Consider the following 25,969-nt stretch of genomic DNA (forward strand, 5'->3'; position numbering starts at 1 on the left):
ATATTGCGCCCCGGCGCCCCGCGAACGGGGCGGCCGGGGCGTCGTGCGTCCCGGCGGCCGAGCACTGTCGAAACGTCATTAGGCTGGCTGCATGAGCATCCCTACCGCTGCCCTGTGGATCGGTACCTATCCGACGGCGGGGAGCGCCCCCGGTGCCGGCGAGGGCATCTGGCGCGTCGGCGTCGAGCCGAACGGCCGGTTCGCCGGCGGTGAGCTCGTTGCGCCGGTCCCCGCGCCGTCCTTCCTGGCGCTGGACCCCTCCGGCCGCACACTGCTCGCGGTCACCGAGGCGGACGCCGGCGTGCTCAGCTCCTTCCGGGTGTCCGACGCCGGGACGCTCGCCCCGGCGGGCAGTGTCGCCTCGGGCGGCGCGAGCCCGTGCCACGTGGTGACGACCGGCACCCTCGCCTGGGTGGCGAACTATGGCGACGGCACGGCCGCCGTCGTCGGGCTGGGTCCCGACGGCGTGCTCGGCACGCCGCGCACCTACCCGCACGAGGGGTCCGGACCGGTCGTCGACCGGCAGGAGGGGACGCACGCCCACTTCGCGCACGTGTGGGGCGACCGCGTGCTGGTGTCCGACCTCGGCACCGACGAGCTGCGTGCCTACCCCCTCGAGGGATCGGACGCCCAGGAGCCGTCGGGCGGCGAGGTCGCCGCCGTCCTGCCGCCGGGCACCGGCCCGCGGCACCTGGTCGAGCTGGCCGACGGCACCATCCTGCTCGTGGGCGAGCTGGACTGCCGGCTGCACGTCCTGGTCCCGGCCGGTCCCGGGCGGCTCGAGCACGTCGGCTCCGTGGCGATCACCGGACGGACGATGCCCGACGGCGCGGCCGGGTACCCCTCGCACATCACCGTCGCCGGTGACCTGGTCCACGTGGGCGTACGCGGCCCGGACGTCCTGTCGGTGCTGCGGGTCCGTGCGGCGGAGGCCGGCGCAGAGGGCGCCGTCGGGCACCTGAGCATCGAGAACGTGTCCGACGTCGAGCTGGGCGCCGGCGCCTGGCCGCGCCACCACGCGGTGCTGGCCGACGGCGGCCTCGTGATCGTGGCGGCGCAGAACACCGACGAGCTGATCGCGGTCCGGCTCGACCGCGCGTCGGGCAAGGGCGACATCACCGACCGACTGGAGCTGCCCGTGCCCGCGTGCGTCCTGGAGGCATGATGCGCGACAGCCTGCCGCAGGACCTCGACGAGCCGGACGCGCCCCGTCCGCTCCGGATCGCGATGGTCTCCGTGCACACGTCGCCGCTCGAGCAGCCGGGCACTGGCGACGCGGGCGGCATGAACGTGTACGTGCTGGAGCTGTCCCGGGCGCTCGCCCGGCGGGGCGCGCAGGTGGAGATCTACACGCGGGCGACGTCGTCGGCCCAGCCCAAGGTGACCGACGCCGAGCCCGGGATCCGAGTGGTGCACGTGGCGGCCGGGCCGTACGAAGGGCTGGACAAGAACGACCTCCCCGGGCAGCTGTGCGCGTTCGCGGCGGGGGTGCTGCGCGCCGAGGCGCACCGCCCGGAGGGCTGGTACGACGTGCTGCACACCCACTACTGGCTCTCGGGCCAGGTGGGCTGGCTCGCCGCGGAACGCTGGGACGTCCCGTTGGTCCACACCATGCACACCATGGCGCGGGTCAAGAACGCATCCCTCGCGCCGGGCGACACCCCGGAACCGCACGGGCGGATCATCGGTGAGGAGCAGGTGGTCGCGGAGGCGGACGCCCTGGTGGCGAACACCGACCAGGAGGCCGGCGAGCTGGTGCGCGACTACCGCGCGGACCCCGCCCGGGTGCGCGTGGTGCAGCCGGGGGTGGACCTCGGGGTGTTCTCCCCGTTCCCGGACGACGGCGGTGACCCGGCGGAGCCGGACCGGCGGCAGGCCGAGCTGCGAGAGCGTCTCGGGCTCCCGGCGGACCGCAGGATCGTGCTGTTCGCCGGGCGCGTGCAGCTGCTCAAGGGGCCCGACGTGCTGGTGCGGGCCCTCGGTGAGCGCGTCTGGTCGCAGGGAGGCGGGCAGCCGCCGCTGCTCGTGGTGCTGGGCGGCGCGTCGGGCCGGCCCACAGCGGTCCGGGAGCTCGAGGCGCTCGCCTACCAGGAGGGTGTGGCCGCCCACGTGCGGGTGCGGCCGCCGGTGCCGCAGCGGACGCTCGCCGAGTACTTCCGCGCGGCCGACCTCGTGGCGGTGCCGTCCCACAGCGAGTCGTTCGGCCTGGTCGCCGCGGAGGCGCAGGCCTCGGGCACCCCGGTGGTGGCCGCGGCGGTGGGTGGCCTGCGCACGGTGGTCGAGGACGGCGTCTCGGGTGTGCTCGTGCCCGACCACGAGCCCGAGAGCTGGGCACTGGTGCTCAAGAGCCTCCTGGACGACGACGCGCTCCGCGCCCGCCTCGCGGTCGGCGCCTGCGCGTCGGCGGCCCGGTTCGGCTGGGACCGCGCGGCCGCCGAGATGCTCGACGTCTACGAGGACGCACGGAAGCACCACGCGGAGAACCGGCCCCTCGAGTAAGGCAGTCCAGGGGCTGAGACCGGTACCGGCCTCGTGCTCGTGCCCCCGGAAGAGTGCGGCAAGATGTGAGGCATGAGCTATCAACTTGTGCTGCTTCGCCATGGCGAGAGCCTGTGGAACGCGAAGAACCTGTTCACCGGATGGGTGGACGTCGCCCTCTCCGAGAAGGGCGTCGAGGAGGCCAAGCGCGGTGGCGTGCTCCTGAAGGAGGCCGGCGTCGAGCCGGACGTGCTGCACACCTCCCTGCTGCGTCGCGCGATCATGACGGCCAACCTGGCGCTCGACGTCGCGGACCGGCACTGGATCCCGGTCAAGCGCAGCTGGCGCCTCAACGAGCGCCACTACGGCGCGCTGCAGGGCAAGGACAAGAAGCAGACGCTCGAGGAGTTCGGCGAGGAGCAGTTCATGCTCTGGCGCCGCTCCTACGACGTGCCGCCGCCCGAGATCGAGCTGGGTTCCGAGTTCAGCCAGGACACCGACCCCCGCTACGCCGACGCCCCGGTCGTCCGCACCGAGGCGCTCAAGCTCGTGCTCGAGCGCGCGCTGCCGTACTGGGAGAGCGAGATCGTGCCCGACCTCAAGGCCGGCAGGACCGTGCTCGTCGCGGCCCACGGGAACTCCCTGCGGGCCCTGGTCAAGCATCTCGACGGCGTCTCCGACGAGGCCATCGCCGGGCTGAACATCCCGACGGGCATCCCGCTGCTCTACGAGCTCGACGAGGAGACCCTGGCCCCGGTGAAGCCGGGCGGCACCTACCTCGACCCGGAAGCGGCGAAGGACGCCATCGCGGCGGTCGCCAACCAGGGCCGCTGAGGCCGCGAGACCGCTCGAGAACGACGTGAGGGGCCGGTTCCGTACGGAACCGGCCCCTCACCTCGTTCCCGGACGGGACCAGCCCGTCCGGGTGACCGTCACTCGTCGTGGAAGTCGCCCGTCACCAGGAACGTGACGCGGCGCGCCACCGACACACCGTGGTCGCCGAAGCGCTCGTAGTAACGAGCCACGAGCGTCACGTCCACCGCCTCCTGGACCGTGCCCTGCCACTCGGGCGCCAGGAGCTTGTTGAACGACTCCTGGTGCAGCTCGTCGAGCAGGTCGTCGTCCCGCTCCAGGGCCTCGGCCACCGTGAGGTCACGCGTGGCGAGCAGCTTGGTGGTGCGCTGGGCCACGCGCACCGCGGCGTCGTGCATCTTCTCGAACGTCTCCCGGGCCTCCGGCACGATCGCCTGTGCCGGGTAGCGCCCACGGGCCACCTGCGCCACGTGCCGGGCGAGGTCGCCCATGCGCTCGAGGGACGAGCTCATGCGCAGCGCGCTCACGACGACCCGCAGGTCCGTGGCGACCGGGGCCTGCTGCGCCAGCAGGTGCACGCAGCGGGTGTCGAGGGAGTCCTCGAGGGAGTCGATGGTCTTGTCGGAGGCAATCACCTCCTGAGCAAGCTGGAGATCCGCTTCCAGCAGCGCTGTGCCGGCACGGGTGATGGCGGACTCCACGAGCCTGCTCATCTCGGTCAGGTCGTCTCCGACCTGCTGGAGCTCAGCTTCGAAGATCTGTCGCATCGGTTTCCTCTCGCACTCGGGGCGCACGGACGGATACGCGTCCGCTGTCGCGCCGCCGACGGGCGGGCAGGGGCCGACGCGCGGCCGGGCCGACCGTCCGGACGAGTACCGGAACGGCGCACGGCACAGCTACCGCCCGCACCCGCCAAGGTTCGACGGCGCGATGTACCGGGAGGTTAACGCTCTTCCTCCCTGACATGAACAGTAGGCGACACGATCGCCCGAGCGCCTGCCGACGTCGACCTGCGGTTGAAACGTCGACCTACCCTGGAGCCGTGGACGGAATCATCTCCGGGGTACCGGTGCTGGCCGCCGGGATCCTCGGCGTGATCGTCGGCGTGGTCGCCACCGTGGCGTTCCGCGTCTCCGAGCGTCAGCAGCATGCCCTGCACCAGACCGAACCCGACGAGCTCGACGCGGGTCTCGTCCGCGTGCTCTCGGTGCTGCGCTCGGCCGCCGTCGTCCTCGACGGCGAGGACGAGGTCATCCGGGCGTCGCCGCCCGCCTACGCGCTGGGCGTGGTGCGCAACGACGCCCTGGTGCACCCTGCGATCACCGACCTGGTCGCCCTGGTGCGACGCGACGGCGTGATCAGGGAGCAGGAGCTCGAGCTGCCCCGCGGCCCGGTGGGCCAGGGCACGGTGCTGCTGCAGGTGCGCGTGGCACCGCTCGGCCTCGAACGGCTGCTGGTGCTCGCGGAGGACCGCACCGAGGCGCGCCGCGTCGAGGCGATCCGCCGGGACTTCGTGGTGAACGTCTCCCACGAGCTCAAGACGCCGGTCGGCGCCCTCGCGCTCCTCGCCGAGACCGTGGCCGACGCCGCGGACGACCCGGTCGCCGTGCGCCGGTTCACCGAACGCATGCAGCGCGAGGCGGTCCGCCTCTCCGCGCTCGTGCAGGAGATCATCGAGCTGTCGCGCCTGCAGGGCGCCGGCGCGGTGCCGAAGCTGACCCCGGTCCCGATCCGCGAGGTCGTGGAGGAGGCGGTCGACCGGGCCCGCACCACCGCGCAGTCCAAGAACATCGCGATCACGATGGGCGGCGACCTGGACACCGAGGTCTACGGCGACCACAACCTCCTGGTCACCGCGGTCCGCAACCTGGTGGACAACGCCGTCGCCTACTCCGGACCCGCGAGCCGCGTCGGAGTCGGGGTGAACGAGCGGTCCGGCCTGGTCGAGATCGCCGTGGTCGACCAGGGCGTCGGGATCGCGGAGGACGCGCAGGACCGAGTCTTCGAGCGTTTCTACCGCGTGGATCCCGCACGCTCGCGCGACACTGGGGGCACCGGCCTGGGCCTGAGCATCGTCAAGCACGTCGCGGCCGATCACGGTGGCGACGTGACGATGTGGTCGGAGCCGGGCCGGGGTTCGACCTTCACCCTGCGGATCCCGTCGGCGGACCGTCCGGACACGGCCGGCTCGCCGGCGGCGTCCACGGGGCGCCAGGACCAGCAGGACCAGCACAAGGCCGAGGACACCGAGGCCACGAAGAACGAGGAGGTAGGTGCGTGACGCGCATCCTGGTTGTCGAGGACGAAGAGTCGTACCGGGACCCGCTGACGTACCAGCTGACCCGCGAGGGTTTCGAGGTGGTCGAGGCCGCCGACGGCAACTCGGCGCTCGCTGCGTACGACGCGGAGGGGGCGGACCTGGTGCTGCTCGACCTGATGCTGCCGGGACTGTCGGGCACGGAGGTGTGCAGGGAGCTGCGGGCTCGCGGTGACGTGCCGGTCATCATGCTGACGGCCAAGGACTCCGAGATCGACAAGGTGGTGGGCCTGGAGCTCGGCGCCGACGACTACGTGACGAAGCCGTACTCGTACCGGGAGCTGCTGGCCCGCGTGCGCGCCGTGCTGCGCCGCAGGCAGCCCACCGACCCGACCGACCACGACGAGGACGGCGTGCTCGAGGTCGGGCCGGTCCGCATGGACGTGGAGCGGCACACCGTGGCCGTGTCGGGGGAGAGCGTGGCGCTCCCGCTCAAGGAGTTCGACCTGCTCGAGCTGCTGATGCGGAACGCCGGCCGGGTGCTGACCCGCGGCCAGCTCATCGACCGCGTCTGGGGCGCCGACTATGTGGGTGACACCAAGACGCTCGACGTCCACGTGAAGCGCATCCGTTCGAAGATCGAGCCGGACCCGGGTACCCCGAAGTACCTGCTCACGGTGCGTGGCCTGGGCTACAAGCTGGCCGACGACGAGGGGTGAGGCCCGCGGCGTGCGGCCGGACGTGTCGCACGTCACGGGTGAAGACGATCGAAGGTCACCGTCCGTTCATCTGGTGTTTGCTCGCGAGGCCCCGCCCGTGAGTAGTTTCGCGATCCGTGAGCACCTCCCTGTACACCCGTCTCCTCTCGACCGCCACCGCAGGCGCTCTCGTGCTGCCGCTCGCGGCCTGCAGCGGGGTCGGGCTGCCGGGTCTCGGAGCGGGGGACGAGCCCAGCGCGGACACCGAGCCACTGGTCGTCGGGTCCTTCGTCGGGGCCGGTGCCTCGTCCCAGGAGTCGGCGATGGGGGCCTGGATCAGCGGCTTCCAGGAGCAGCACCCCGAGGCCGTGATCGAGTACGACTCCGTGGGCTCCGGTGACGGGCGCGAGGCCTTCCTCGCGGGCAAGACGGCCTTCGGCGCCACCGACGTCGCGCTCAGCGACGAGGAGATGGCGGCGTCCGGGCCGGCCTGCGACGGCGGGAACGCCATCGACCTGCCCGTCTACATCAGCCCGATCGCCGTCGCCTTCAACCTCGAGGGCATCGACCGGCTGAATCTGTCCTCCGACCTGATCGCGCGGATCTTCACGGGGGAGATCACCCGGTGGGACGACCCGGCGATCGCCGAGGTGAACCCCGAGGTCAAGCTGCCCGCGCTGACGATCACGCCGGTGCACCGTTCCGACGACTCCGGTACCACCGAGAACTTCGCCGACTACCTGCACCAGACCGCGCCGCAGTCGTGGCCCCACGAGCCGGACGGCCTGTGGCCGCTGCCGGAGGGGTTCGCGGCCGACGGCACGGGTGGGGTGACCGAGACCGTCCGGTCGACGCCGGGCGGTATCACCTACGCGGATGCCTCCGCGACAGCGGACCTCGGGCGCGTCGCCCTCAAGGTGGGCGAGGAGTACGTGCCCTACAGCGCCGACGCGGCGGCCGCCGTCGTCGACGTCTCGCCGCGGATCGAGAACCGCTACGAGCACGACCTGGCGTTCGTCCTCGACCGCAAGGTCGACAAGCCCTTCGCCTACCCCATGGTGCTCGTCTCCTACCTCGTCGTGTGCTCGCGGTACGAGGACAAGGCGAAGGGGCGGTTCGTCAAGGAGTTCGTCGAGTACGTCGCCTCCGCGGACGGGCAGGATCGCGCGGCCGCCGCGGCAGGCAGCGCGGTCATCTCGAGCGACCTCCAGGAGTGGATCTCCGAGGCCGCCGATGCCATCTACCTGACCCAGGACCGCCCGGACGACCAGTCGGTCGACCAGGCGGAGGACCAGCCCGACGGGCCGGCCTGACGGGTGGACGACGCCAGGGCGTGCCATGGTGGAGGTGGTGCGGATCACCCGCTCCACGCGGCCTTGTTCACCTTCCGTTTACCTATATCTGGTGAGCAGGTCACTCCACCTGCCTAGCGTCCCGACTGACGCGCCGGCGATCGCCGCGCGTACGACTTGAACAGGATGGAACGACACGTGAAGATCAGCCGATTCCCCCGCGTTGGCTCCGCTGTCATGGTGGGCGCGCTCGCGCTGAGCCTCGCAGCCTGCGGGTCCGACCCGGGTGCCGACCCCAGCGGCGAAGGTTCTGAGTCCGGCATGGGCCTCTCCGGAGAGCTCAGCGGCGGCGGCGCGTCGTCGCAGGAGTCCGCGATGGAGGCCTGGCGTGCCGGCTTCCAGAGCCAGAACCCGGACGTCACCGTGAACTACGACCCGGTCGGTTCCGGTGGCGGCCGCGAGAACTTCGCCTCCGGCGCGTTCCCCTTCGCCGGCTCGGACGCCGCGCTGGACGACGAGGAGCTGGCTGCCGCCGAGGCGCAGTGCGGTGAGGGCGGCGTCATCGAGTACCCGGCCTACATCTCCCCGGTGGCCGTCGCCTTCAACCTCGAGGGCGTCGACACGCTGAACATGTCCGCCGAGACGATCGCCAAGGTCTTCAACGGCGACATCAAGAAGTGGGACGACAAGGCGATCGCCGACGACAACCCGGACGCCGAGCTGCCCAGCACGGACATCACGGTCGTGCACCGCTCGGACGACTCGGGTACCACGGAGAACTTCCAGGAGTACCTGCACACGGTGGTCCCGGACGTGTGGACCTACGAGCCCGAGGGCATCTGGCCCGTCAAGGGCCAGGAGTCCGCGCAGGGCACCTCCGGTGTGGTCAGCGCCACGGCGGCCGGCGAGGGCACCATCACCTACGCCGACGCCTCGCAGATCGCTGACCTGGGTACGGTCGCCGTGGGCGTCGGCGACGAGTTCGTCGAGTACAGCCCCGAGGCCGCTGCCGCCGTGGTCGAGGGCTCGCCGCGCGTCGAGGGCACCAGCGAGCACGTCTTCGCCTACGACCTCAAGCGTGACATCGCGGGCACCTACCCGATCGTCCTGGTCTCGTACCACCTGGCCTGCGCCACCTACGAGGACGCGGCCACCGCGGACCTGGTCAAGGGCCTCTACACCTACATCCTGAGCGAGGACGGCCAGAAGGCCGCTGCCGACTCGGCCGGCTCCGCGCCGCTCCCGACGTCGCTGACCGAGCAGTTCCTCCCGTCGGTCGAGGCCATCACGGCCGGCTGACGCAGGCACGAGAAGTACCGGAAGTACCATTACCCGGCCGGTGGCCGGGCCGTGCGAGGCTCAGGATCTCGTGGCCCGGCCACCGGCACGGCCATGCCAGGCTTGAACTCACACAGACACGACGAGCCGAGGACCATCTGTGACCACCACTGACAGCCCACCCGCTGCACCGGCGCCCGTGCGGTCCCGCCGGTCGAGCGGCGACACCGAGCGGGGCTTCAGCCGGATCTTCCGCTGGATCACCACTGGTGCCGGCGCCCTCATTCTCGCGACCCTGGCTGCGGTCGCCCTCTTCCTGATCGCCCGCGCGTGGCCCGCCATCACCGCGAGCTCCGCGGAGCTCGCCGACGCGGTGCCGCGGTACCCCGACGACACCTCGTTCGTCGCCTACGTCGGTCCGCTGGTCTTCGGCACCCTGCTCGCCGCCGTGCTGGCGCTGCTCATGGCGACGCCGGTGGCGATGGGCATCGCGCTGTTCATCTCGCACTACGCGCCGCGCCGGCTCGCCCAGGCGCTGGGCTACCTGGTGGACCTGCTGGCGGCGATCCCCTCGGTGGTCTACGGCCTGTGGGGCATCGCGGTGCTCGCCCCCGCCGTCGGGCCCCTGTGGACCTGGCTGAACCAGTACCTCGGCTGGATCCCGCTCTTCGCCGGTGAGGCGTCGCCGACGGCGCGCGTGCTGGCGACCGTCGCCGTGGTGCTCGCCGTGATGATCCTGCCGATCATCACAGCGGTCTCCCGAGAGGTCTTCCTGCAGACCCCCAAGCTGCACGAGGAGGCGGCGCTCGCGCTCGGTGCCACCCGGTGGGAGATGATCCGCACCGCCGTGCTGCCGTTCGGGCAGTCCGGTGTGATCTCCGCCGCGATGCTGGGCCTCGGCCGCGCGCTCGGCGAGACCATGGCCGTGCTGATGATCCTCTCGCCCGGCTTCCTCTACTCGTTCAAGATCTTCCAGGCCGCGCAGCAGCAGACCATCGCGGCGTACATCGCCCTGGACTTCCCGGAGGCCAGCGGCCTCGCCGTCAACGCGCTGATCGCCACCGGTCTGACGCTGTTCGTGATCACGCTGGCGGTGAACATGGCCGCCCGGGCCATCGTGGCCCGCCGCAAGGACTTCTCGGGGGCCAACTGATGAGCGCCGACCTGTCGACCGTGGACGCCACCGAGCGTGTACGCGCTCTTCTGACCACCGCCGAACCGCGCCGCCGGCGCGTCGACCGCGCGATGACGGTGCTCATCTGGTCGGCGTTCGTGCTCGCGATGCTGCCGCTGGCCTCGCTGCTGTGGACCGTGCTGTTCAACGGTGCCGGCCGCATCAGTCTCGAGTTCCTCTCGTACTCGATGCGCGGGATCTTCGGCGGCGACCCGAGCGGCGGCATCTACCACGCGGTGATGGGCACGCTGATCATCACCGGGTGGGCCACCGTCATCTCGGTGCCGATCGGCATCCTCGTGGCGATCTACCTGGTCGAGTACGGCCGCGGTCCGCTGGCCCGCTCGGTGACGTTCTTCGTGGACGTCATGACGGGTATCCCGTCGATCGTCGCCGGCCTCTTCGCGGTCTCGCTGTTCACCATCTTCTTCGGCCCGGGGGCGCGGTTCGGGCTCATGGGTGCGGTCGCGCTCTCCCTGCTCATGATCCCCGTGGTGGTGCGGTCCTGCGAGGAGATGCTCAAGCTCGTCCCCAACGAGCTGCGTGAGGCGGCGTACGCGCTGGGTGTGCCCAAGTGGCTCACGATCGTGCGGGTCGTGCTCCGCACCTCCGTGGCCGGTCTGACCACCGGTGTGCTGCTGGCCGTGGCCCGCGTCATCGGTGAGACGGCACCCCTGCTCGTCGCGGTGGGTGTGACCGACTCCATCAACTTCGACGCCACCGACGGACGCATGATGACGCTGCCGGTGTTCATCTATCGGCAGTACAGCCAGGGCCTTGCGACGTGCCGCGAGGACCAGGCAGGCTGCGTGGCGGACATCGCCATGCAGAACGCCTGGGGCGCGGCCCTGACGCTGATCGCGATCGTGATGATCCTCAACATCGCCGGCCGCCTCGTGAACCGCTGGTTCGCACCGAAGACCCGCTGACCCCGACCACAGCTCAGCTCACCCGAAGCCACAGCCCGAAGGAACTTCACGATGGCCCAGCGCATCGACGTCAAGGACGTCAACATCTACTACGGCGACTTCCGTGCTGTCGAGGGCGTCTCCATGACCGTCGACCCCAAGTCCGTGACGGCCTTCATCGGCCCGTCGGGCTGCGGCAAGTCGACCTTCCTCCGCACCCTCAACCGCATGCACGAGGTGATCCCCGGGGCCTACGTCGAGGGCAAGGTCGAGCTCGAGGGCGTCGACCTGTACGGCGACGACGTCGACCCGGTGGCGGTTCGCCGCAACATCGGCATGGTGTTCCAGCGCCCCAACCCGTTCCCCACGATGTCGATCAAGGACAACGTGCTGGCGGGCGTCAAGCTGAACAACCGCAAGATCTCCAAGTCCGACGCCGACGACCTGGTCGAGTCCTCCCTGCGGGGCGCCAACCTCTGGAACGAGGTCAAGGACCGCCTGGACCGGCCGGGCTCCGGCCTGTCGGGCGGCCAGCAGCAGCGCCTGTGCATCGCCCGCGCCATCGCGGTGAAGCCGCAGGTGGTGCTCATGGACGAGCCGTGCTCGGCCCTGGACCCGATCTCCACGCTGGCGATCGAGGACCTCATCCAGGAGCTCAAGAAGGACTACACGATCGTCATCGTCACGCACAACATGCAGCAGGCGGCGCGTGTGAGCGACCGTACGGCGTTCTTCAACATCGCGGGCACCGGCAAGCCCGGCCGTCTCATCGAGATGAACGACACCGCGACGATCTTCTCCTCCCCGGCGGAGAAGGCCACCGAGGACTACGTCTCGGGCCGCTTCGGGTGACCACCGCCTGACCGGACGACGAAGCCGGTGGGTGCGGCGTGGGGGACCACGCCGCACCCACCGGCTTCGTCATGCCGGGAGGGTGCTGATCACTCCGTGGGGCTGGCCGACGGCGAGGCGGACGCCGCGGCGCTGGGCAGGCTGTCCGCGTACTCCGGGAGCGTGCCGTCGAGGATGGGCAGCTTGAACTCCGTGGACCCGCCGGCGGCGGCAAGCGTCGCGTCGACGTAGCTGCCCGGAGGCGCGCTCACCGTGTCGATCTGGACGCTCTCCCCGGTCTCGGTGCCCAGGTAGACGGTGTCGCCGGCGGGAACCTCCACGGTGACGGGCGAGCCGTCCGGGGTCTCCAGCGTGAACGACGCGTCGTCCTGGGTCCCGTTGGTGAGCGCACCGAGGAGGTTGCCCGGCTCGCCCTCGGCGGTTCCCACGACCATCAGGTTGATGCCGCGCAGCGCGTCCGCGCCGGCGACGGTGACGCCGACCCCGTCGGAGGGGTCGTAGTTCAGCGTCGTGGTGCTCGGGGCGCAGCCCGCCAGGAGGAGGGCCCCCGTGGCGGAGACCGCCGCGAGAGCGATGGTGCGGGCGCCTCGGGCGGCGGTGGCGCGACGGGACACGATGAACTCCCTGGTGTTCGATGGTTCGGGTGGGGGTCGGATCCCCGCCACATCCTAATGGTCCCGGGCATGAACCCGCGCATCGCCCTCGGATGGCGAAATGCCCGGTCAGGGGGTGGCAACGGTCACGGCTCCGGAACGATCCGACCGGTGGTGGTGTGGTCGCGAGCACCTCGAACTACCCCGTCGACAGAGCGCTGACCTGCGGAAACGCAATCCCGGCCCCTATCCTGTCAACGCCAAGCCCGCAACTTCTTGAGATCACGCCGTGGTAACCTGGTTTCAGGGAAAGGGGACATCTGCAGATGACGTTCACAGTAGGCGAGACGGTTGTCTACCCGCACCATGGCGCGGCGCTGATCGAAGAGATCAAGACCCGCAAGATTCGCGGCGAAGAAAAGATGTACCTCAAGCTCAAGGTCGCCCAGGGCGACCTCACCATCGAGGTCCCGGCGGAGAACGTCGACCTGGTTGGCGTGCGCGATGTCGTTGGCCAAGAGGGTCTCGACCGCGTGTTCGAGGTGCTGCGTGCGCCGTACACCGAAGAGCCCACCAACTGGTCGCGCCGGTACAAGGCGAACCTCGAGAAGCTTGCGTCCGGCGACGTCATCAAGGTGGCAGAGGTCGTCCGTGACCTGTCCCGCCGGGACGCCGACCGCGGCCTCTCCGCGGGGGAGAAGCGCATGCTGGCCAAGGCCCGCCAGATCCTCGTGTCCGAGCTCGCTCTGGCCGAGCACACCGAAGAGGAGAAGGCGGAAGCGATCCTCGACGAGGTCCTCGCTTCCTGACTTACCCACAGGATCCCTCGCACGTCTGACGTACCAGTCAGGACCCGGTGCTCGCGCCCCACGGGATCCTTCGCTTCAATCATGATCCTGTGGGGACCCGCTACGAGATGACGACCCTTGCAATCCTGACGGCCGCCGGCTCGGGATCCCGACTAGGGCGCGACCTGCCGAAGGCTCTGGTAGAGCTCGAAGGCTTTCCGCTGGTGCTCCACGCCGCACGACGCCTCGCGGCGTCGGGCGTCGTGGACTCCCTCGTGGTCACCGCGCCGGACGGCCTGGTCGAGGTCATGAGCGACCTCCTGGCCGACGATCCACACGTAGGGATTCCCGTCCAGGTGACCGACGGCGGCCCCACCCGCCAGGCGTCGGTCGCCGCGGGGCTGGCGCTCGCGCGTCCGGGTGACGACGTGGTGCTGGTGCACGACGCGGCGCGTCCCCTCGTGCCGCCGGACCTCGTCCGCCGGGTCGTCGCCGCGGTCCGCGGCGGGCACGGCGCCGTCGTGCCGGGGCTGCCCGTCACCGACACGGTCAAGCAGGTGCGGCCCGACGGCGACGCGGAGCTGGTCACGGGCACCCCTGACCGCTCGATGCTGCGCGCCGTCCAGACCCCCCAGGGCTTCGCTCGCGACCTGCTCGTCCGTGCGCACCGCACGGGTGCGGACCGGGCCGTCGCGGAGCACCTGGCGGCGACGGACGATGCCGGCCTCGTCGAGGCCCTCGGCGAGCACGTCCACATGGTCGCCGGGGACGCGGCGGCCTTCAAGATCACCACCGAACGCGACGTGTGGCTCGCGACCCTCGTGCTGCAGGAGACCAACGCATGACCGACCCGTCCAGCGCACCGGACCCCGCACGACCGGCCCAGGTGGCCTATCCGCTGCCCCGCACGGGCATCGGGGTCGACGTGCACGCGTTCGCGCCCGACGGGTCCGGCCGCGAGATGTGGCTCGGCGGCCTGCACTGGCCGGGGGAGCGCGGGCTGGCCGGGCACTCCGACGCCGACGTCGCGGCGCACGCCGCGGCGGACGCGCTGTTCTCGGCGTCGGCCCTCGGTGACCTCGGTTCGCACTTCGGGACCGGTCGTCCCGAGTGGGAGGGGGCCTCGGGGACCACCCTGCTCGCCGAGGCCGCAAGGCGCGTTCGGGCTGCGGGGTACATGATCGGTAACGTGGCAGTTCAGGTGATCGGAAACCATCCGCGGGTCGGAACGCGGCGCGACGAGGCGCAGGCGGCCATGTCCGCCGCCGCCGGCGCGCCCGTCTCGTTGACCGCGACCACCACCGACGCGCTCGGTCTGACGGGGCGCGGTGAGGGCGTCGCGGCCATCGCGACGGCACTCGTCGTACCCGATCCCGGGGGGCAGCGATGAACAAGCGCAAGCCGCTCGACGAGCGGCGGGCCGAGATCGTCGAGGCCGGGCTGAGCGTCGCGATGCGCGAGGGTGTCGAGTCGGTGACCGTGCGCAGGGTCGCGCAGGAGGCCGGGATCTCCCTCGGCACCGTGCACTACTGCTTCGACGACAAGGACGCGATGCTGCGCGCCATGGGGCGCGCCATCGCGATGCGGGCCTCCGAGCCGGTGCTCGCCGCGCTGGACGTCGGGCCGGACCGGGGGGCCCTGGTGCGGGGTACCGTCGAGGCGCTGCTGGTCGGTCTCAAGCAGAACCAGCACATGCGGCTGCTGACCTTCGAGTTCGCCGTCTCGGGCGCCAGGACACCGGTGCTGCGCGAGGTCGCGCAGGCGCACCTCAAGCAGAGCATCGCGATGACCAGGGAGTACCTGCAGCGCCTCGCCGACGTCGCGGGCGTCAAGTACCGCACCGAGGTCGGCACGCTGGCGCGGATGACGGCGCTCCGGATCGACGGTATCGAGCTCGCGTGGATGGTGGACCAGGACGACGAGGCTGCACGCGAGGGCTTCGCCGTGCTGGCTCGCGACGTGTTCGACGAGATGGAGCCCTGACCGGGCTGCCCAGCTCTGTCGGACGCCCGGTTCCGTCGGGTGGCCTCAGCCGAGGACCTGACGCGTGTAGGGGTTGGCGAACACCCCGTCGGGGTCCGCGGCCTCGCGGGTGCGCCGGAAGTCCGGCAGGCGGCGGTACTGGCCGGCGAGGTACTCCGCGTCGCGCGTGTGCATCTTGCCCCAGTGCGGGCGCCCGCCCACGGCCGTGAAGATGCGCTCGGCGGCCTCGAAGTAGCGCGCGTGCGGCAGGCGCCAGTACTGCTGTGCGGCGACGTACGCGGTCTCGCGGCCGTAGGCGGTGGAGAGCCACACGTCGTCGGCGGGCGCGAAGCGCACCTCCAGCGGGAACGGGATGTTCTCGCCGCTGGACCGCCGCCACGCGTCGAGCTCGTTGATCACCTCGACGACGGTGGCCCGCGGGACGGCGTACTCCATCTCGCGGAACCGCACGCGGCGGTTGGTGCAGAACACCTCGTGCGCCGGGGCCGTGTACCGGCGGGCCGCCAGGGCACGGGTCGCGAGCTCGCCGAGCGCCGGCGTCGCGGCGGGGAACGCTGTGGCTATCCGGTTGGACACCTCGAACAGGCCGTTCGACAGCACCTCCTCGTCGACGAAGGTGCGGGCCGCCCCGACGAGCCGCCGGGCCCGGTGGCCGACGCCCGCGCCGGTGTGCCGCCGCTCCGGCTCGACGCGCATGTTGCGCATGGTGAGCGTGCGGCGCGTGGCGGGGAACCAGAAGAACTCGAAGTGGTCGTTGTCCGCGACGAGGTCGTGGATGCCCTCCAGGACGCGGTCCAGCGGCCACGGCTCCTCGACGGCGTACAGGTCGAAGGCGGGCACCGCCTCGATGGTCACGGTGCTCAGCACGCCCGTGGTGCCGAGGCCGAGCCGGGACGCCTCGAACAGGTCGTGGTGCTCGGTGGGCGTGGCGCGGGTGACCCCGCCGTCCGGTCCGACGACCGTCAGGGCGCGGACCTGGGTGGCCAGGCCGCCGTACCGGGCGCCGGTGCCGTGCGTGCCCGTCGAGACGGCGCCCGCGACGGACTGCTGGTCGATGTCCCCGAGGTTCTGCATGGCGAGCCCGCGCTCGGCGAGGAGCCGGTTGAGCTGGCGCAGCCGCATCCCGGCCCCCACGGTGACGAGGGCGTGGCCGGTGGCCGGGTCCCGCTCGACGCGGTGCAGGGCGTTCAGCCGGTCCAGGTTGAGCTGCACGCCCTCGGTGGCGGCGGCCGGGGCGAACGAGTGCCCGCCGCCGACGACGCGGACCTGGTGGCCCTCGCGGACCGCGCGGCGCACGGCGTCGGACAGCTCGTGCTCCGAGGCCGGCTGCTCCTGCCGTACGGGCGTCACGCTGACGGTGCGTGCCCAGTTCGTCCAGATCACCGATGCACTATCCCACGCGCTCGCGGGGCGAACCAGAGCCAAGATGCCCGGTGCGGGCCCTGCCGTCGCGCCTGCCGTGCCCGCGGCCGGGGGAGTAGCGTGCGGTCATGAGCTCCGCAGCAGACACCGTCGCGCGGCTGTCCGCCGCCACGTCCGGACTGCCCGCGCCCCTCGCCGTCGTGGACCTGGACGTGTTCGACGCCAACGCGCTCGACCTCCTCAAGCGTGCCGACGGCGTACCCGTCCGCGTCGCGTCCAAGTCGGTGCGCGTGCGCTCGCTGGTCGAGCGGGCGGCCGGGCACGGGTTCGCCGGCGTCATGGCCTACTCGCTGCGTGAGGCGCTGTGGCTGGTCGGCGAGGGCGTGCACGACGTGCTGGTGGGCTACCCGACGGTCGACCGGGAGGCGCTCGCGACCCTGGCGGCCGACCCGGCGGGCCGCGCGGAGATCACCCTGATGGTCGACGACGTCGCCCACCTCGGCCTGATCGCGGACGCCACGGGCGGCACGGCCGACGCCGGTCCCGTCCGGGTGTGCCTGGACGTCGACTGCTCGCTGCGCGTCGGCGTCGGGCGGCTGACCGCGCACCTCGGGGTGCGCAGGTCGCCCCTGCGCGAGCCCGGCGAGGTGGCGGCGCTCGCGACCGTGGCGCAGGCGCGTGGCCTCGCGGTACGCGGGCTGATGTTCTACGAGGCGCAGGTGGCGGGACTGCCCGACACGAGCCCCGCCGTCCGGCTGGTCAAGCGGCTCTCCATGCGCGAGGTGAACGAGCGCCGGGTGGGGATCCTCGCGGCGGTACGCGACGCCGTCGGGCAGGACGTGGAGCTCGTCAACGCGGGCGGGACCGGGTCGATCGAGGTGAGCGGCGGGGCGCCCGGCGTCACCGAGGTGACCGCCGGCTCAGGTCTGTACGCGCCGGGACTGTTCGACGGCTACCGGTCCTTCCAGGCGCGCCCCGCGGCGTTCTTCGGGCTCGACGTCGTGCGCGAGCCCGCGCCCGGCTGGGTCACCGCGTTCTCCGGCGGCTACGCGGCGTCCGGCAAGGCGGGGCCGGCCCGGCTGCCGCGCCTGTACACGCCCGGCTACACGCTGAGCGGCCCGGAGGGCGCCGGTGAGGTGCAGACCCCGCTGCGTGTGGCCCGCGGGCTCTCGCCCGACGGCAGGCTGCACACCGGCGACCGGGTCTGGCTGCGGCACGCGAAGGCGGGGGAGATGATGGAGCGGTTCGACCGCGTCCACCTCGTCCGCGGCGCCGAGATCGTGGAGACGGTGCCGACGTACCGGGGCGAGGGCAGGAACTTCGGCTAGGCGGTCGTAGCGGGGCATCGGGTAGAACAAGGCCCCTGTCAATGCTGCACCACCGCACCCGGCGGATGACCGGCCGCGACCCGCACGAGCCGTCGCGGACCGCCACCCCGCTGGAGCTGCTGTTCGACCTGGCGTTCGTGGTCGGGTTCGGCGTGGCGGGGGAGCAGGGTGCGCACCTGATCGCTCCTCGTCGGCGGTGCGCTGCTGGGGATCGCCGAGATGGTGGGCCCCTGGCTCGCCGAGCGGGGGCGCGGGGGCGCGTCGCAGAGCACGCCGTGGCACGCGCACCACATCGCCGTCCTGACCCGGTCGTTCGACCGGCTGCACCTGTTCGTGATCCTCGGCACGGTGGCGGTCCTCGCCGGGGCCGTCGTGGCGGCGGCCGCCGGGCTGCCCATGTCGTGGGCGCTCCTGCTGGTCATGCTCGCGCCGGTGGTGTCGGTCGTCGGCTACGAGCTACGGGGCCACCGCCACGTGGCGCACCTGCTCGCCGACGACGTCGCCGCCTGAGGCCCGCGTTCAGGTCGGCGTGCGGTGATGCGGCAGACCCTGGAGCGGGCCAGGGCAATTGTCGAGGCGGGAACCTTAAGCGCCGGTACCCTTGACAGGTGACTATCCGCCTGTTTGACACCGCTGCGCGCGAGGTGCGCGACTTCACCCCCATCACCCCGGGCGAGGTCGGCATCTACCTGTGTGGCGCCACCGTCCAGGCACCCCCGCACGTAGGCCACCTCCGCCCGGTCATCGCCTTCGACGTGCTGCGTCGCTGGCTCACCCGGCGTGGCCTGAAGGTCACCCTGATCCGGAACGTCACCGACATCGACGACAAGGTGCTGGCCAAGTCGGCCGCGGCCGGCCGCGAGTGGTGGGCGCACGCTGCGCTGTACGAGCGCGTGTTCACTCAGGCGTACGACGCGCTCGGCGTCATCCCGCCCACCTACGAGCCGCGCGCCACCGGCAGCGTGCCCGAGATGGTGGGTCTGATGGACCGCCTGGTCGAGAAGGGGCACGCCTACAGCACGGGTGCGGGCAACGTCTGGTTCGACGTGCGCTCCTGGCCCGCCTACGGCGAGCTCACCCGGCAGAAGGTCGACGACCTCAGTCCGGAGGAGGGGGCGGACACCGCGGCGGGGACCGCCGCCGAGGCCAAGCGGAACCCGCACGACTTCGCCCTGTGGAAGGCGCCCAAGCCGGGCGAGCCCGAGTCCGCGTCGTGGGACACCCCCTACGGCCGTGGTCGCCCCGGTTGGCACCTGGAGTGCTCCGCGATGGCCCGGCGCTACCTGGGCGAGACGTTCGACATCCACGGGGGCGGACTGGACCTGCGGTTCCCGCACCACGAGAACGAGCAGGCGCAGTCGCGCGCCGCGGGCTACGGGTTCGCGCAGCGCTGGATGCACGTCGCCTGGGTGACGCAGTCCGGCGTGAAGATGTCGAAGTCCCTCGGCAACGGCCTGCTCGTCAGCGAGCTGCTGAACCAGGCGCCCGCGCCCGTGGTGCGCTACGCGCTCGCCGCCGTGCAGTACCGGTCGATGCTCGAGTGGGCGCCCGACACACTGGACGAGGCGCGCACCACGTGGGAGCGGCTCTCCGGCTTCGTGACCCGCGCGTCGGAGCGGGTCGGTGACGTCCCGGCCGAGGAGATCGCCAAGGCGGAGGTACCCGAGACCTTCGCTGCGGCGATGGACGACGACCTGAACGTGCCGCAGGCGCTCGCCGTGGTGCACGAGCACCTGCGGGCGGGCAACACCGCCCTCACCTCTGGGACCGACGCCGCGGTGCGTGACGAGCTGGTGACGCTGCGTGCGATGCTCGACGTGCTGGGTCTCGACCCGGCGGACCCGCAGTGGGCGACGTCCACCGACGACCGGTACGCGACGGCGCTCGACGGGCTGGTCACGGCCGAGCTCGCGGCGCGTGCCGAGGCACGTGCCGCCAAGGACTGGGCCACCTCCGACGCGATCCGGGACCGTCTCGCGGCCGCCGGGATCGAGGTCCAGGACTCCGCGGACGGCGCCCGCTGGGCGCTCTCCTGAACTTTTCCCCGGTGGTCGAGCTTGTCGAGGCCACCCCTACCGAACCCGCGGTGGTCGCGACAAGCTCGACCACCGGCTGAGAGACGAGACACACCATGGCAGGAAACTCGAAGCGCGCCGGTGCGGTACGCAAGGCAGGCTCCAAGAAGGGCGCCCAGGTAGGCACCGGCGGCCACAGCCGCAAGGCACTGCAGGGCAAGGGACCGACGCCCAAGGCGGAGGACCGCACCTACCACCCCGCGCACCAGCGCAAGGTGGCCGCGGAGAAGCGCGTGGCCTCCGGGCGCCGGCCCGGCGCCCCGGGTGGCCGCGGCGCCGGGCGCAAGGGTGCCGGGGCGACCGAGGTCGTCGCCGGCCGCAACTCGGTGCTGGAGGCCCTGCGCGCCGAGATGCCCGTCGAGGGCATCTACCTGGCGACGCACCTGGATTCGGACGACCGTACCCAGGAGATCCTGGAGATCGCGCACACGCGCAGCCACCCGCTGTTCGAGGCGTCGCGGCTCGACCTGGACAAGATCACGGACGGCGCCGTGCACCAGGGCGTGGCCATGAAGGTGCCGCCGTACGACTACAAGGACGTCGAGGACCTGCTCGACATCGCGGCCGAGGCAGGGGAACCGCCGCTGATCGTCGCGCTCGACAGCGTGACCGACCCGCGCAACCTGGGCGCGGTGCTCCGGTCCGCCGGGGCGTTCGGCGCCCACGGCGTGCTGGTCCCGGAGCGGCGCGCCGCGGGCGTGACGGCCTCGGCGTGGAAGGTCTCGGCGGGTGCCGCGGCCCGCGTGCCCGTGGCGCGGGCGACCAACCTCGCGCGCGAGCTCGCCGAGCTGAAGAAGTCCGGCTGCTTCGTCGTGGGGCTCGACGCGGGCGGTGACATGCCGGTGGGTGAGCTGGCGTACGCCACCGACCCGCTCGTGCTGGTCGTGGGCTCCGAGGGCAAGGGCCTGTCGCGCCTGGTGCGCGAGGCGTGCGACGCGGTGGTGTCCATCCCGATCGCCGCCACCACGGAGTCGCTGAACGCGGCGGTGGCCGCCGGCATCACCCTGTACGAGGTCGCCAAGCAGCGCGGGGCGTCGAGCTAGCCGTCCTCCGGCTCGGCCTCGCCCGGCGCGAGGCCGAGCACGGCGTCCTCGTCGGGGCGGTGACGCAGCACGCGCTCCACGTAGGACTCGGCGGCCTCGGGCAGCGGGATGTCCCGCTGCGCCTGCTGGGAGATGAACCAGCGGTGGTCGAGGATCTCGTGGAAGAGCTGCGCGGGCTCCAGCTTGCGGCGCAGCTCGCGCGGCACGGCGTCGATCGTCGGACGGAACACCTGGCGCACCCAGGCGTGCGCGACGATCTGCTCCTGGTCGTTCTGCCGGTCCGTCGCCGCCTGGTAGCTGTCGAGGTCGTTGAGCATGCGCCGGGCCTGGTTCTCCTGCACGTCCAGCCCGGTGAGCCGGAGCAGCCGGCGGGAGTGGTGCCCCGCGTCGACCACCTTGGGCTGGATGCGCACCTTGGTGCCGTCGATGTCCGTGGTGATCTCGAGCTCGCCCACGTCGAAACCGAGGTCGTTGAGCCGTTCGATGCGGGCCGCGACACGCCAGCGGTCGCCGGAGTCGAAGGCCTCCGACCCGGTCAGCGCGTTCCAGAGCTCCTGGTAGCGCTCCACGAGGGCGTCGCCGATGGACACCTCGTCCACGTCCTCGTCGAGCAGCTCGCCCGCGGCGAGGTCCATGAGCTCGCCGATGATGTTGGTGCGGGCCAGGTCGACGTCGTAGTTGCGCTGGCCGTCGGTCAGCGTGCGGTGCATGTCGCCGGTCTCGGCGTCCACCAGGTAGGCGGCGAAGGTCTCGGCGTCGCGCCGGAACAGGGTGTTCGACAGGGAGACGTCGCCCCAGTAGAAGCCCACGAGGTGCAGGCGCACCAGGAGCACCGCGAGGGCGTCGATGAGGCGGGTCGCCGTGTCCGGGCGCAGGTCCTGGCTGAACAGGGCGCGGTACGGCAGCGAGAACTGCAGGTGCTCGGTGAGGAGCACGGCCTCGAGCCGTTCGCCGTCGGGCGCGCTCCGGCCCGTGATGACGCCCACCGGGACCACCGACGGCACCTCGATGCGGTGCAGCTGGCGCAGGAGCTCGTACTCGCGGTAGGCGACGCTCTCGCCGATCTCCTTGATCGCGAGCACGCGTCCCCCGTGGTTGACGAAGCGGACCACGTGCCGCGAGATGCCCTGGGGCAGCGCGGCGAGGACGTCGTCGGGCCACTCGGCCAGCGGCACGTCCCACGGGAGGTCCAGCAGCGCGGGGTCGGGTGCGACCGCGGTGATCTGAAGGTTCTGCTGGGGCATGGGCACCATTCTGCGCTGACGGACATCGCCGAGGTAGTCGTGTGGCGAGGTAGTCACGCAGCGAAGTAGTACTACTTCGCCAGGTGACTACCTCGCCACACGACTACCTCGGCGAGGGTGGCTGAGGATCAGCCGAGGCGCTCACCCGTGGTCGCGGAGAACACGTGCGAGTGGCCGGCCTGGATCGCGACGGCGATGACGTCGCCCTTGTCGGGCACGTTGCGCGGGTCGATGCGCACGATGAGCTGGTTGGTCTCACCGGCCGTCAGGTTGACGTCGGTGTCGCCCTTCAGCGTGCCGTAGACGAACGCGTCCGAGCCGAGCTCCTCGACGAGGTTGACCTCGACGTCGAACGAGCCGGGGGTGCCGACCGCGACCGAGTCGAGCGCCTCGGGGCGGAAGCCCAGCGTGACCTTGCCGCCGTCGGCGTCGGAGATCTCGCTCGCGATGGAACGCTCGAGCGGCACCTCGGCGGAGCCGACCTGGACGTGGCCGTCCTTGACGTCGAACGTACCGATGTTCATGGCGGGCGAGCCGATGAAGCCGGCGACGAACACGTTGCTCGGGCGGTCGTACATCTCGCGCGGCGTGCCGACCTGCTGGAGCACACCGTGGTTCAGCACGGCGATGCGGTCACCCATGGTGAGCGCCTCGGTCTGGTCGTGGGTGACGTAGACCGTGGTGACGCCCAGGCGGCGCTGGAGCGACGCGATCTGGGTACGGGTCTGGACGCGGAGCTTGGCGTCGAGGTTCGACAGCGGCTCGTCCATGAGGAACACCTGGGGCTGACGCACGATGGCGCGGCCCATGGCGACACGCTGCCGCTGACCACCCGAGAGGGCCTTCGGCTTGCGGTCGAGGTACTCGGTCAGGTCGAGGATCTTCGCTGCTTCCTCGACGCGCTGGCGGATCTCCGCCTTGGGCGTGCCCGCGATCTTCAGGGCGAAGCCCATGTTGTCCGCCACCGACATGTGCGGGTACAGGGCGTAGTTCTGGAAGACCATCGCGATGTCGCGGTCCTTGGGCTGCACGTCGGTGACGTCGCGGTCACCGATGAAGATGTGCCCACCGTTGACGTCCTCCAGGCCGGCGAGCATGCGCAGCGAGGTGGACTTACCGCAGCCGGACGGGCCGACGAGGACGAGGAACTCGCCGTCCTCGATCTCCAGGTTCAGCTGGTCGACAGCCGGGCGCTCCGTGCCCGGGTAGACGCGGGTCGCGTGGTCAAAAGTGACCGTAGCCATGAGAAAACATCCCTCCACCGGCAGGTACGTGCCGGACGATCCGTTGTGGTCGGGTGCCGTTGCTTCCACTCACGTGTCGGCGGTGACACTTGCAGCGCGATCGTACCCCGGTTCGTCAAGGTCGCGGTATCGACGGGGTCACGGTCGGGTCAGATCTCTGGACCGTTCTCCCGCTCAGTCCTCCTCGCGCAGCGTGCGTGCCAGGCCGGCGAGGACGGCGGCGAGGGCGTCCGGGTCGGGGACCCGGTGGGCGGCCAAGGTGTCGCCGGTGCCCACCTTGATCGAGAGGTCGCCGGCCTCGAGCGCACCGAACGCGTTCTCGTCGGTCGTGTCGTCCCCCGAGTACAGGACCCGTACCTTCTCGACGCCCAGCTCGGCGGCCACCGTGCCGCGCAGGCGACGCAGCGCCTCGCCCTTGCTGGTGGTCACCACGGACACCTCGACCACGTCCTTGCCGTGCATCGCGTGGAGCCCGAGGTTGGCGGCCACCTCGTCGGCGGCCACGGTGATCGCGGCGGCGTCGTCCACGCTCGCCAGGCGCGTGTGCACGACGGCGGCGGCGGGCTTGACCTGCACCCAGGCACCCTCGCGGCCGGAGACCGCCGACTCGAACCCCGCGACGAGCGCGTCGAGCTGGCCGGACTGGGTGGTGGTCAGGTGGAACGGCACCCGCTCGACGCCGGTGGTGGTGGCTCGCCCGGCCTCGGCGCCGTGGCTGCCCACGAGGAAGGTGCCCTCCGGTGCCACGGAGCGTTCGGCCAGGTCGGACAGGTCGCGGCCCGACACGAGGGCGAGGCGGACGGGTGCCTCCTGGGCGAGCGCGTGCAGCTGCTCGACGGCGGCGCGCGCCGCCGTCGTCATCGCGGACGACTTGGGGTCGTCGACCAGCGGGGCGAGCGTGCCGTCGAAGTCGGAGGCGATCAGCCAGCCGGTGGTCGGCTTCTTGCGCCGGCCGTTCCCGTTCCCCATCCGGGCGAGCCGGCCCTTGGCCGGGATGCCCTCCGGTGCGGTCGTGAACGCGGTCAGCGCGTCCCGCAGGTTGTGGTGGCGGGGCTCCGCGGCGCGCGGGTCCACGCTGAGCGGCCGGGACGGCACGGAGGTGAGCACCCCGAGGAACGTCTCCGACCACTTGGCGACGTCGTCGGACAGGACCTTGCGGCGCAGCCGCCGCATGCGGCGGCGCTGCTCCCTGGGGTCCATCGTGGCCGCGGCCACGATGATGTCCTTCATGCCGTCGATGTCGTGCGGGTTGACCAGCAGCGGACCGGGGGAGAGCTCGTCGGCGGCCCCCGTGAACTCGCTGAGCACGAGCGCGCCGCGCTCGTCGGAGCGGGCGGCGATGTACTCCTTGGCGACGAGGTTCATCCCGTCGCGCAGCGAGGTCACCAGCAGCACGTCGGCGGCGAGGTAGAGCGCGGCCATCTCCTCGGGCGGGTACGAGTGGTGCAGGTAGTGGATCGCCGAGTGGCCCAGCTCGCCGTACTCGCCGTTGATCCGGCCCACGAGGCCCTCGACGTGCTCGCGCAGCTCCTGGTAGGCGCCCACGTTCTCGCGGCTCGGGCTGGCCACCTGCACGAGCGTGGCGCGCTCGACGTCGAGGCGGCCGTCGTCGAGCAGCTCGCCGTACGCCTTGATGCGGTGCCGGATGCCCTTGGTGTAGTCGAGCCGGTCCACGCCGAGCATCAGGATGTCGGGGTTGCCGAGGTCCGCCTTGATCTCCTTGGCGCGGGCCTGGACCTCCGGCGTGCGGGCGAGGGTGTCGAACCGGCGGGAGTCGATCGAGATGGGGAACGACGACGCGCGCACGTGCCTGCCGGGCCGTCCGTCGGCGTCCGGGATGGTGATGACGGGGCCGCGCGTGGTGTACCCGGTGAGCCGGCGGGCGGACCGCACGAAGTTCGCCGCGTCGCCGTTGCGCTGGAAGCCCACGAGGTCCGCCCCGAGCAGGCCGTCGATGATCTGCCGGCGCCAGGGGAGCTGGGCGAACAGCTCGACCGGCGGGAACGGGATGTGGTCGAAGAACCCGATCCGCAGGTCAGGGCGCAGGTCACGGAGCATGCGCGGGACGAGCTGGAGCTGGTAGTCGTGCACCCAGACGACGGCGCCCTCCGCGGCCTGCTCCGCCGCGGCGTCGGCGAAGCGCTGGTTGACCCTGCGGTACGCGTCCCACCACTGCCGGTGGTACGCGGGCGGTGCGATGACGTCGTGGTAGAGCGGCCAGAGGGTGTCGTTGGAGAAGCCCTCGTAGTAGCGCCGGATCTCCTGCGCGCTGAGCGTGACCGGGACCAGGAGCACGCCGTCGGCGTCGAACGGCTCGTGCGCGAGGTCGGGAGCGCCGGACCAGCCCACCCAGGCGCCGTCGGCGTCCCGCATCACGGGCTCCAGCGCGGTGACCAGACCGCCCGGTGACCTCTGCCAGGTGAGGTCGCCGTCCGGGCCGACCGAGAAATCGACCGGCAGCCGGTTCGCGACGACGACCAGATCGTATCCTTCTTTACCTGGCAATGTACTTCTCCTTAGATGTGTAGAAGTCTCGCTGCGCAGTGTCAAGAGTACCGA

Annotated in this window: 25 protein-coding genes; 18 read left to right on the forward strand and 7 right to left on the reverse strand. The window is 71.6% G+C overall.

From position 1 onward, the window contains the following. Nucleotides 1-91: 91 nt before the first annotated feature. From ACYVK7_RS04600 to ACYVK7_RS04610, 3 genes are all read left to right on the forward strand, one after another. Nucleotides 92-1,165, forward strand: a complete 1,074-nt coding sequence (locus ACYVK7_RS04600; protein ID WP_460886501.1) for a lactonase family protein — start codon at nt 92-94, stop codon at nt 1,163-1,165. Further along, on the forward strand, nt 1,165-2,499 hold the full coding sequence (gene mshA, locus ACYVK7_RS04605) for a D-inositol-3-phosphate glycosyltransferase (protein ID WP_460886502.1): 1,335 nt from the start codon (nt 1,165-1,167) through the stop codon (nt 2,497-2,499). Before ACYVK7_RS04600 ends, mshA begins: the two co-directional genes overlap by 1 nt. Before the next feature lie 72 nt (nt 2,500-2,571). Further along, entirely contained in the window at nt 2,572-3,312 is a 741-nt protein-coding gene (locus tag ACYVK7_RS04610; RefSeq protein WP_460886503.1) for a phosphoglyceromutase, read from the forward strand. A gap of 98 nt (nt 3,313-3,410) precedes the next feature. On the opposite strand, the gene phoU is transcribed toward ACYVK7_RS04610, so the two are convergent. Then, on the reverse strand, nt 3,411-4,058 hold the full coding sequence (gene phoU / locus ACYVK7_RS04615) for a phosphate signaling complex protein PhoU (protein ID WP_460886504.1): 648 nt from the start codon (nt 4,056-4,058) through the stop codon (nt 3,411-3,413). 275 nt (nt 4,059-4,333) lie between these two features. Here phoU and ACYVK7_RS04620 point away from each other — a divergent pair, with 275 nt between their 5' ends. From ACYVK7_RS04620 to pstB, 7 genes are all read left to right on the forward strand, one after another. Beyond that, on the forward strand, nt 4,334-5,572 hold the full coding sequence (locus tag ACYVK7_RS04620; RefSeq protein WP_460886505.1) for a sensor histidine kinase: 1,239 nt from the start codon (nt 4,334-4,336) through the stop codon (nt 5,570-5,572). Then, on the forward strand, nt 5,569-6,267 hold the full coding sequence (locus tag ACYVK7_RS04625) for a response regulator transcription factor (RefSeq protein ID WP_460886506.1): 699 nt from the start codon (nt 5,569-5,571) through the stop codon (nt 6,265-6,267). The genes ACYVK7_RS04620 and ACYVK7_RS04625 overlap by 4 nt, the downstream gene beginning before the upstream one ends. A gap of 116 nt (nt 6,268-6,383) precedes the next feature. Further along, complete coding sequence (gene pstS, locus ACYVK7_RS04630; RefSeq protein ID WP_460886507.1) at nt 6,384-7,559, forward strand: phosphate ABC transporter substrate-binding protein PstS; 1,176 nt, start codon at nt 6,384-6,386, stop codon at nt 7,557-7,559. Nucleotides 7,560-7,736: 177 nt separating this feature from the next. Then, nucleotides 7,737-8,837: a phosphate ABC transporter substrate-binding protein PstS gene (locus tag ACYVK7_RS04635; RefSeq protein WP_460886508.1), complete on the forward strand. Its 1,101-nt coding sequence runs from the start codon at nt 7,737-7,739 to the stop codon at nt 8,835-8,837. Between the two features lie 139 nt (nt 8,838-8,976). Next, nucleotides 8,977-9,969 carry a phosphate ABC transporter permease subunit PstC gene (gene pstC / locus ACYVK7_RS04640; protein WP_460886509.1) on the forward strand — a complete coding sequence of 331 codons (993 nt, stop codon included), beginning with the start codon at nt 8,977-8,979 and terminating at the stop codon, nt 9,967-9,969. Next, nucleotides 9,969-10,919 (forward strand): phosphate ABC transporter permease PstA, encoded by a 951-nt coding sequence (gene pstA / locus ACYVK7_RS04645; RefSeq protein WP_460886510.1) that lies wholly within the window; start codon nt 9,969-9,971, stop codon nt 10,917-10,919. Before pstC ends, pstA begins: the two co-directional genes overlap by 1 nt. A gap of 51 nt (nt 10,920-10,970) precedes the next feature. Next, the gene (gene pstB, locus ACYVK7_RS04650) at nt 10,971-11,750 is read left to right on the forward strand and encodes a phosphate ABC transporter ATP-binding protein PstB (RefSeq protein ID WP_460886511.1); all 780 of its coding nucleotides are present in this window, start codon (nt 10,971-10,973) and stop codon (nt 11,748-11,750) included. An 89-nt stretch (nt 11,751-11,839) separates the two neighbouring features. Here the strand turns inward: pstB and ACYVK7_RS04655 are convergent, their stop codons facing one another. Beyond that, nucleotides 11,840-12,364, reverse strand: a complete 525-nt coding sequence (locus ACYVK7_RS04655) for a hypothetical protein (RefSeq protein WP_460886512.1) — start codon at nt 12,362-12,364, stop codon at nt 11,840-11,842. A gap of 305 nt (nt 12,365-12,669) precedes the next feature. Here ACYVK7_RS04655 and ACYVK7_RS04660 point away from each other — a divergent pair, with 305 nt between their 5' ends. The 4 genes from ACYVK7_RS04660 to ACYVK7_RS04675 all read left to right on the forward strand — a co-directional run bounded on the left by ACYVK7_RS04660 (nt 12,670) and on the right by ACYVK7_RS04675 (nt 15,114). After that, nucleotides 12,670-13,152 carry a CarD family transcriptional regulator gene (locus ACYVK7_RS04660; RefSeq protein ID WP_020017968.1) on the forward strand — a complete coding sequence of 161 codons (483 nt, stop codon included), beginning with the start codon at nt 12,670-12,672 and terminating at the stop codon, nt 13,150-13,152. Nucleotides 13,153-13,259: 107 nt separating this feature from the next. Further along, complete coding sequence (gene ispD, locus ACYVK7_RS04665) at nt 13,260-13,976, forward strand: 2-C-methyl-D-erythritol 4-phosphate cytidylyltransferase (RefSeq protein ID WP_460886513.1); 717 nt, start codon at nt 13,260-13,262, stop codon at nt 13,974-13,976. Then, entirely contained in the window at nt 13,973-14,521 is a 549-nt protein-coding gene (ispF, locus tag ACYVK7_RS04670) for a 2-C-methyl-D-erythritol 2,4-cyclodiphosphate synthase (RefSeq protein WP_460886514.1), read from the forward strand. The genes ispD and ispF overlap by 4 nt, the downstream gene beginning before the upstream one ends. Beyond that, on the forward strand, nt 14,518-15,114 hold the full coding sequence (locus ACYVK7_RS04675) for a TetR/AcrR family transcriptional regulator (protein ID WP_460886515.1): 597 nt from the start codon (nt 14,518-14,520) through the stop codon (nt 15,112-15,114). Before ispF ends, ACYVK7_RS04675 begins: the two co-directional genes overlap by 4 nt. Before the next feature lie 45 nt (nt 15,115-15,159). Here the strand turns inward: ACYVK7_RS04675 and ACYVK7_RS04680 are convergent, their stop codons facing one another. Beyond that, nucleotides 15,160-16,497, reverse strand: a complete 1,338-nt coding sequence (locus ACYVK7_RS04680; protein ID WP_460886516.1) for a D-arabinono-1,4-lactone oxidase — start codon at nt 16,495-16,497, stop codon at nt 15,160-15,162. A 107-nt stretch (nt 16,498-16,604) separates the two neighbouring features. Here ACYVK7_RS04680 and ACYVK7_RS04685 point away from each other — a divergent pair, with 107 nt between their 5' ends. Next, nucleotides 16,605-17,804 (forward strand): type III PLP-dependent enzyme domain-containing protein, encoded by a 1,200-nt coding sequence (locus ACYVK7_RS04685; protein WP_460886517.1) that lies wholly within the window; start codon nt 16,605-16,607, stop codon nt 17,802-17,804. Nucleotides 17,805-17,842: 38 nt separating this feature from the next. Here the strand turns inward: ACYVK7_RS04685 and ACYVK7_RS04690 are convergent, their stop codons facing one another. Continuing rightward, complete coding sequence (locus tag ACYVK7_RS04690; protein WP_460886518.1) at nt 17,843-17,980, reverse strand: hypothetical protein; 138 nt, start codon at nt 17,978-17,980, stop codon at nt 17,843-17,845. A gap of 43 nt (nt 17,981-18,023) precedes the next feature. On the opposite strand from ACYVK7_RS04690, the gene ACYVK7_RS04695 reads away from it, so the two are divergent. The 3 genes from ACYVK7_RS04695 (at nt 18,024) to rlmB (ending at nt 20,922) form a co-directional block, all read left to right on the forward strand. After that, entirely contained in the window at nt 18,024-18,314 is a 291-nt protein-coding gene (locus ACYVK7_RS04695; protein ID WP_460886519.1) for a hypothetical protein, read from the forward strand. A 98-nt stretch (nt 18,315-18,412) separates the two neighbouring features. After that, the gene (gene cysS, locus ACYVK7_RS04700; protein ID WP_460886520.1) at nt 18,413-19,840 is read left to right on the forward strand and encodes a cysteine--tRNA ligase; all 1,428 of its coding nucleotides are present in this window, start codon (nt 18,413-18,415) and stop codon (nt 19,838-19,840) included. A 95-nt stretch (nt 19,841-19,935) separates the two neighbouring features. Continuing rightward, on the forward strand, nt 19,936-20,922 hold the full coding sequence (rlmB, locus tag ACYVK7_RS04705) for a 23S rRNA (guanosine(2251)-2'-O)-methyltransferase RlmB (RefSeq protein ID WP_460886521.1): 987 nt from the start codon (nt 19,936-19,938) through the stop codon (nt 20,920-20,922). On the opposite strand, the gene ACYVK7_RS04710 is transcribed toward rlmB, so the two are convergent. From ACYVK7_RS04710 to otsB, 3 genes are all read right to left on the reverse strand, one after another. Beyond that, the gene (locus ACYVK7_RS04710) at nt 20,919-22,166 is read right to left on the reverse strand and encodes a DUF4032 domain-containing protein (protein ID WP_460886522.1); all 1,248 of its coding nucleotides are present in this window, start codon (nt 22,164-22,166) and stop codon (nt 20,919-20,921) included. The genes rlmB and ACYVK7_RS04710 overlap by 4 nt on opposite strands. Before the next feature lie 128 nt (nt 22,167-22,294). Then, nucleotides 22,295-23,410 carry an ABC transporter ATP-binding protein gene (locus ACYVK7_RS04715; RefSeq protein ID WP_460886523.1) on the reverse strand — a complete coding sequence of 372 codons (1,116 nt, stop codon included), beginning with the start codon at nt 23,408-23,410 and terminating at the stop codon, nt 22,295-22,297. Nucleotides 23,411-23,584: 174 nt separating this feature from the next. Then, on the reverse strand, nt 23,585-25,915 hold the full coding sequence (gene otsB, locus ACYVK7_RS04720) for a trehalose-phosphatase (protein ID WP_460886524.1): 2,331 nt from the start codon (nt 25,913-25,915) through the stop codon (nt 23,585-23,587). Nucleotides 25,916-25,969: the final 54 nt, after the last annotated feature.

It is taken from the genome of Promicromonospora xylanilytica (assembly GCF_054782895.1).

Excerpts from the sequence above, each read along its gene's own strand:
- ACYVK7_RS04695 (WP_460886519.1), top strand. The coding sequence starts at position 18,024 with ATGGTGGGCCCCTGGCTCGCCGAGCGGGGGCGCGGGGGCGCGTCGCAG.
- ACYVK7_RS04685 (WP_460886517.1), top strand. The coding sequence starts at position 16,605 with ATGAGCTCCGCAGCAGACACCGTCGCGCGGCTGTCCGCCGCCACGTCC.
- pstB (WP_460886511.1), top strand. The coding sequence starts at position 10,971 with ATGGCCCAGCGCATCGACGTCAAGGACGTCAACATCTACTACGGCGAC.
- ACYVK7_RS04610 (WP_460886503.1), top strand. The coding sequence starts at position 2,572 with ATGAGCTATCAACTTGTGCTGCTTCGCCATGGCGAGAGCCTGTGGAAC.
- ispF (WP_460886514.1), top strand. The coding sequence starts at position 13,973 with ATGACCGACCCGTCCAGCGCACCGGACCCCGCACGACCGGCCCAGGTG.
- ispD (WP_460886513.1), top strand. The coding sequence starts at position 13,260 with ATGACGACCCTTGCAATCCTGACGGCCGCCGGCTCGGGATCCCGACTA.
- phoU (WP_460886504.1), bottom strand. The coding sequence starts at position 4,058 with ATGCGACAGATCTTCGAAGCTGAGCTCCAGCAGGTCGGAGACGACCTG.
- ACYVK7_RS04675 (WP_460886515.1), top strand. The coding sequence starts at position 14,518 with ATGAACAAGCGCAAGCCGCTCGACGAGCGGCGGGCCGAGATCGTCGAG.
- pstA (WP_460886510.1), top strand. The coding sequence starts at position 9,969 with ATGAGCGCCGACCTGTCGACCGTGGACGCCACCGAGCGTGTACGCGCT.
- ACYVK7_RS04600 (WP_460886501.1), top strand. The coding sequence starts at position 92 with ATGAGCATCCCTACCGCTGCCCTGTGGATCGGTACCTATCCGACGGCG.
- rlmB (WP_460886521.1), top strand. The coding sequence starts at position 19,936 with ATGGCAGGAAACTCGAAGCGCGCCGGTGCGGTACGCAAGGCAGGCTCC.
- ACYVK7_RS04715 (WP_460886523.1), bottom strand. The coding sequence starts at position 23,410 with ATGGCTACGGTCACTTTTGACCACGCGACCCGCGTCTACCCGGGCACG.
- ACYVK7_RS04660 (WP_020017968.1), top strand. The coding sequence starts at position 12,670 with ATGACGTTCACAGTAGGCGAGACGGTTGTCTACCCGCACCATGGCGCG.
- ACYVK7_RS04710 (WP_460886522.1), bottom strand. The coding sequence starts at position 22,166 with ATGCCCCAGCAGAACCTTCAGATCACCGCGGTCGCACCCGACCCCGCG.
- mshA (WP_460886502.1), top strand. The coding sequence starts at position 1,165 with ATGCGCGACAGCCTGCCGCAGGACCTCGACGAGCCGGACGCGCCCCGT.